Below are 5216 nucleotides of genomic sequence, written 5' to 3'. Positions count from 1 at the left end.
CCTTCGGGGATGACGCAGCACTCCTCGCCGGGGGCGGCCGTGGCCAGCAGTTCCGCCAGCACCTCGGGCTCGGCCTTGCGGCGGTACGTGCCGCGGCTGACGAACAGCAGCCGCATGCCGTCGGCGGCGCACTGGGCGAGGGAGGGGTTCAGCGGCCGGCCGGCCAGTTCGTCGCCGCGTACGACGCCGACGGTGGCGAAGCCCAGCAGACGGCCGGCGGCGGCGGTGGCGCGCAGGTGGTTGGAGTACGCGCCGCCGAAGGTCAGCAGCGTACGGCGGCCGGCCGCGGCGGCGGCCCGCAGATTGGGCGCGAGCTTGCGCCACTTGTTGCCCGGCAGGTCGGGATGGATCAGATCGTCCCGTTTCAGCAGCAGCCGCAGCCCCCGGCGCGCGAACCGCTCGTCGTGCACCTCCCGCACCGGCGACGGCAGCCGCGGCCGCAGGGCGCTCTCGATGTCCAGGTCCGGGCTCACCCGCCCATTCTCACCGCAGAGCCCGTACGGCCGCGTGCCGGGGCTCACTGCGTGGCCAGTGCCTCCGTCGGGGCGAGCCGGGCCGCGCGTACCGACGGGTAGACGCCCGCGATCACGCCCACCAGGACCGCGCCGCCGAATCCGGCGGCCACCGCGCCCGGCGGGATCACGAGCGGCCAGTCGCGCCAGGCCGCGTACCCGAGGGTCGCCACGGCCCCGATGACGGTGCCCGCCACCCCGCCGAGGCCGCTCAGGACCACCGACTCGGTGAGGAACTGGCCCCTGATCTGGCCCCGGTTGGCGCCGAGCGCCCGGCGCAGGCCGATCTCCCGGCGCCGTTCGAGGACCGAGATCACCATGGTGTTGGCGACGCCGACGCCGCCGACGAGCAGCGCCACCCCGCCGAGGCCGAGGAAGAGCGCGGAGAACGTGTTCTCGGTGGCCCGCTTGGCGGCCAGCGCGTCCGAGGGGCGGCTGACCTGCACCATGGCGGGCTCCTGCGGGTTCAGCGTCGCCGCGAGGACGTCGCGTACGTTCTCGATGGCGTCCTCGCGCGCCTTGACGTAGACGACCGTCGGGTGGCCGTCGAAGGCCAGTCGTTTGCGGGCGACGTCCCAGCCGACCAGGACCGCGCTGTCCAGCTCGTCGGCCAGCGGCACCGGCGCGAGGATGCCGACGACGGTGTACATGTCCTTGCCGATGGCTATTTGGGGCGCCTGTCCGCCGCCCAGCATGGTCCGGTCGATACCGAGCCGGGTCGCCGCGTCGTGGCCGAGCACGACGGTGGGGAAGTGGGAGCCGGCCGCGTCGAGGAAATGGCCGGTCTGCATATGGGCGTTGACCGACGGGAGCAGGTCGGTGCGCGCCGCGAGCGCGGCGATCCCGGCGCCGTCGCTCTCCGGCACCTGGTCCGAACGGCGCACCTTCGCATGGGTGTTGCCGACCGCGCTGGCCCCGGTCACCGGTCCCACCCGCAGCGCGGAGGCGACCGAGCTCTCGGGCAGCAGTATGGGCGGTTTGTGGTCGGGCACCGGTTCGGCGCGCAGCATGTTCGTGCCGAGCGCCGACAGTTCGTTCATCAGCGCCTTGTGGCTGGAGGCCGGGATGCCGATGACCAGGATCAGGGTGGCGATGCCGATGGAGATGCCGAGCGCGGAGAGCGCGGCGCGCATTTTGCGGGTCCGCACGCCGAGCAGGCCGAGCCGCAGGATGTCGCCGGGGGAGAGCCGTACGGGGCGTACGGACCTTGACCGCGCCCTCACGAGGACGTCCCGGATGCCGTGTCGGCGACCACGCGGCCGTCGAGGAGCTCCACGCGGCGCGGCAGCTCGGCCGCGATGCCCCGGTCGTGGGTGATGACGGCGATGGTGGTGCCCTCCGCGTTGAGCTGAGTCAGCAGGTCGAGTACGGAACGGCCGTTGGCGGTGTCCAGGGCGCCCGTCGGTTCGTCCGCGAGGACCAGCGAGGGCCCGTTGACCAGGGCGCGGGCGATGGCCACCCGCTGGCGCTCGCCGCCCGACAGCTCGTGCGGGCGGTGCCCGGCGCGGTGCGCGAGGCCGACGCGGGACAGCGCCTCCAGGGCCAGCGGCCGTCTCCGGCGGCGGGCGACTCCCGCGTACAGCAGGCCCGTCGCGACGTTCTCGGCGGCGCTCAGGCCCTCCGTCAGATGGAACTGCTGGAAGACGAAGCCGAGCCGTCCGCCGCGCAGCGCGGACAGCTCCCGGTCGGTGAGCGTCGCCACGTCCTGCCCGTCGATCTCCACGCTGCCCTCGGTCGGCCGGTCCAGGGTGCCCATCAGGTTGAGCAGCGTGGACTTGCCGGAGCCGGACGGGCCGAGGATCGCGAGCAGTTCGCCGCGTTCGACGGTGAGCGAGACCCGGTCGAGGGCCGTGACGCCGCCCGCGTAGCGGCGGGAGGCCGCGCGGACGGCGAGGACGGGCGGCGCGCTCTCGTACTCGCCATGCGGCGGCACGCTCTCGTACTCGCCAAGCGGTGGCACGTTCTCGTAGCCGTCGTGCGGCGGCACGTTCCCGTACCCGCCGTCCGGTCCTGGCGGGTACGAGGCGTGGGGTGTGGCGTACGCGGGTTCCTGGGTCACGAGGACACCACCACCTTGGTGCCCTCGGTCAGGCCCTTGCCCGTCACCTCGACCATGCCGCGCGAGAACATCCCGGTCTTCACGGCGATCAGGCCGCCGCCCGGTTGCTGCACCGCGTAGCCGCCCTCGCTGAGGGCGAGGAGGGCGCCGACGGGGACGGTCAGTACGTCGTGCCGGGTCTGCGAGGTGAACCGTACGCGGACCGAGGCCGCGTCGAATTTCCCCGGGGCGGAGTCGGTGAGATGCACGGTGACGTCCGACTTGGCGGGGCCGCCCGAATCCGTGTCCGAATCCGCGCCGCCACCCGACGCCACCCGGCTGATGCCGCTGACCTCGCCCGGCGTCTCCTTGCCGTCCGGCAGGATGACGGAGACCTTCGCGCCCTTCTTGATGGAACCGACGTCGGTCGTATCCACCGACACGGTCACCGCCTTCGAGGTCGGCGTGAGGGTCAGCAGCTGACCTGCCGCGTCGTCGCCGAGCTGCGCCTTGACCACGCCGACCCGTACCTGGCCGGGCAGCACCAGGACGTCGCCGACATCGAGGGAGCCGGTCGGTTCCATGCCGACGTGCTTCTGCCAGCGCTTGATCGCGGCGCTCAGCGAAGCGGTGAACCGGCCCTGGTCCGCGCCGGCCCCGCCGGTCCCGGTCTGGCCGCCGGAGCCGCCGGGCACCCCGTCGAAGTCGTATCCGAGCGCCCGCAGGTTGTCCGCGACGACCTTCACATCGGGGCCCTTCGTGCCCGGCTTGCCCAGCTTGCGGAAGAGCGGGGTCGCGCCGTAGAAGACGGGCACCGGGTGGTCGTCCACCTTGTACAGGGGCTTGCCGCGGGTCACGGTGGCGCCGCTGGCCGGCAGCCAGGTCACCACGCCCTTCTTGGCGCCCTTGACGGGCTTCTCGGACCCGTAGCCGAGTGTGCCGCCCAGCTCCTGTGTGTCGGAGAGGTCCGTGCGCTGCACTGCGGCCGTCTTGACGGCCGCCTTGCCGGCGGCGGCGGTCGACTTCGACCCGTCGTCGCCGATGACCAGTGCGGCGCCCCCGGCGACGCCGGCCACCACCAGGATGCCGACGGCCACGAGAACGGCACGGCGCCGCCAGGAGCGACGCGCGGGGGCGTCCGCGTATTCCGCGTCCGCGTACTCCGCGTCTCCGTACGCGGCGTCTGCGTATGCCGCGTCGCCGTCGGCCGTCGGCGGCTCGTACTCAGTGCTTGCCACCGAAGGCCTCCAGCTCGCACGCCTTCTCGATCTTGTTCTCCTGGGCATTGCTGAGGCCCGACGGCTTTCCCGTGAAGGACCATTCCGTGCCCTTGTCGCCACCGAGGGCGACCTTCATGCCCTTGTCCTGCATGCACTTCACGTCGGCCGCGAGCTGCTGCTCGTACTTCGGGTTCTTCTTGCTGTCCAGCACGTCGGGCATCAGCGGCATCTTGATCTTGCACTTCGTGTACGCGGCCTTCGGCTCCTGCACGCTGTTGTCGGTGAGGACCTTGCCGTCGGGCCGCGCCGGAAGCTCGTGGCCGCGCACGTTCGTCATGTGGACGCCGTTCTCCTTGAGACAGCCGTAGTAGCGCACCCAGAGAGTCTCGATCTCCTCGTCGGTCGAGTCGAGGCGCCACTGGGGACGGCCGCTGTCGGACGAGGCATCGCCGGAGCCGCCCTTGGCACCCGCTCCGGGCTTGCCCGTCTCGATGGACGCGACGCCGTCGGCCTTGCTGTCCTTCGCGTCGTCGCCACCCCCGCCGCAGGCGGTGAGCAGGGTCGTCAGGGCGAGGGCGCAGGCGGCGGACAGCCAGGCGGTCCGTGCGGAGCGGCGAGGGGTGGAAATCGGCATGTCACGAGCGTGGCCGCCGGATATGAAGAACTTGTCAGGCCAGTGTCGCCATGCTGTCAGCCCGCTCTCCCCGGGCCGGTCGCGCCCGCGCGGGCGGCCTAGGCTCGGGCCTCGTGAACGCGTACGTGATGGTCGCCGAGGACGATGAGAAGCAGGCCGAGCTGGCCCGCCGCTACCTGGAGCGCGAGGGCCACAAGGTGGTCGTCGTGCGCGACGGGCGCGAGGCGCTCGACCACCTCCACCGGTCCGCGCCCGACCTGCTCGTGCTCGACGTGATGATGCCGCGCCTCGACGGCCTCGACGTCGTCCGCTGCCTGCGAGCCGAAGGACACGAGCTGCCCGTCCTGATGCTCACCGCGCGCTCCACCGAGGACGATCTGCTGCTCGGCCTCGACCTGGGCGCCGATGACTACCTCACCAAGCCCTACAGCCCGCGGGAACTCGTCGCCCGGGTCCGCACCCTGCTGCGCCGCGCCGCACGCACCGTCCCCGCGCCCGATCCGGTCCTGCGCGTCGGAGCCCTGACCGTGGACCCGGACCGCCACCTGGTCACCGTCGAGGGCGCCGACGTCGACTGCACGCCGGGCGAGTTCCGCATCCTCGTCGCACTCGCCGCGCAGCCCGGCCGGGTCTTCAGCCGCCAGCTGCTCCTGGCCGAACTGCACGGCTTCGACCGCTTCATATCGGCGCGCACCGTCGACGTCCACATCCTGAACCTGCGCAAGAAGATCGAGGCCGACCCCCGCGCGCCCGCCCGGCTCCTCACCGTCTACGGCGTCGGCTACAAGCTCACGGCGGGCGCCGTCCGTGGC

The 5216-nt window shown here is 72.5% G+C and carries 5 protein-coding genes and 1 pseudogene; 1 reads left to right on the top strand and 5 read right to left on the bottom strand.

Going from position 1 to position 5216, the window contains the following annotated elements; translation table 11 throughout:
* The 5 genes and pseudogenes from ACFU99_RS32025 to ACFU99_RS32005 form a co-directional block, all read right to left on the bottom strand.
* Positions 1-473: pseudogene (locus ACFU99_RS32025) on the bottom strand (1-aminocyclopropane-1-carboxylate deaminase); the annotation flags it as partial.
* 44 nt (positions 474-517) lie between these two features.
* Entirely contained in the window at positions 518-1735 is a 1218-nt protein-coding gene (locus ACFU99_RS32020) for an ABC transporter permease (protein WP_384398691.1), read from the bottom strand.
* Positions 1732-2445 (bottom strand): ABC transporter ATP-binding protein, encoded by a 714-nt coding sequence (locus tag ACFU99_RS32015; protein ID WP_384398695.1) that lies wholly within the window; start codon positions 2443-2445, stop codon positions 1732-1734. Before ACFU99_RS32015 ends, ACFU99_RS32020 begins: the two co-directional genes overlap by 4 nt.
* A 122-nt stretch (positions 2446-2567) precedes the next feature.
* Positions 2568-3788 carry a peptidoglycan-binding protein gene (locus tag ACFU99_RS32010; RefSeq protein ID WP_384398689.1) on the bottom strand — a complete coding sequence of 407 codons (1221 nt, stop codon included), beginning with the start codon at positions 3786-3788 and terminating at the stop codon, positions 2568-2570.
* Entirely contained in the window at positions 3775-4404 is a 630-nt protein-coding gene (locus ACFU99_RS32005) for a hypothetical protein (protein ID WP_384398687.1), read from the bottom strand. The genes ACFU99_RS32010 and ACFU99_RS32005 overlap by 14 nt, the downstream gene beginning before the upstream one ends.
* 128 nt (positions 4405-4532) lie before the next feature.
* Here ACFU99_RS32005 and ACFU99_RS32000 point away from each other — a divergent pair.
* On the top strand, positions 4533-5216 hold a 684-nt coding region (locus ACFU99_RS32000), incomplete at its 3' end, for a response regulator transcription factor (protein ID WP_384398693.1).

Origin of the sequence: Streptomyces sp. NPDC057654, assembly GCF_042800135.1 — a bacterium.
Classification (GTDB): domain Bacteria; phylum Actinomycetota; class Actinomycetes; order Streptomycetales; family Streptomycetaceae; genus Streptomyces.
The sequence above is the reverse complement of the archived record's forward strand: the minus strand, read 5'-3'. Positions and strand labels throughout refer to the sequence as shown.

Coding starts and splice junctions, on each gene's coding strand:
- ACFU99_RS32005 (WP_384398687.1), bottom strand. CDS start 4,404: ATGCCGATTTCCACCCCTCGCCGCTCCGCACGGACCGCCTGGCTGTCC.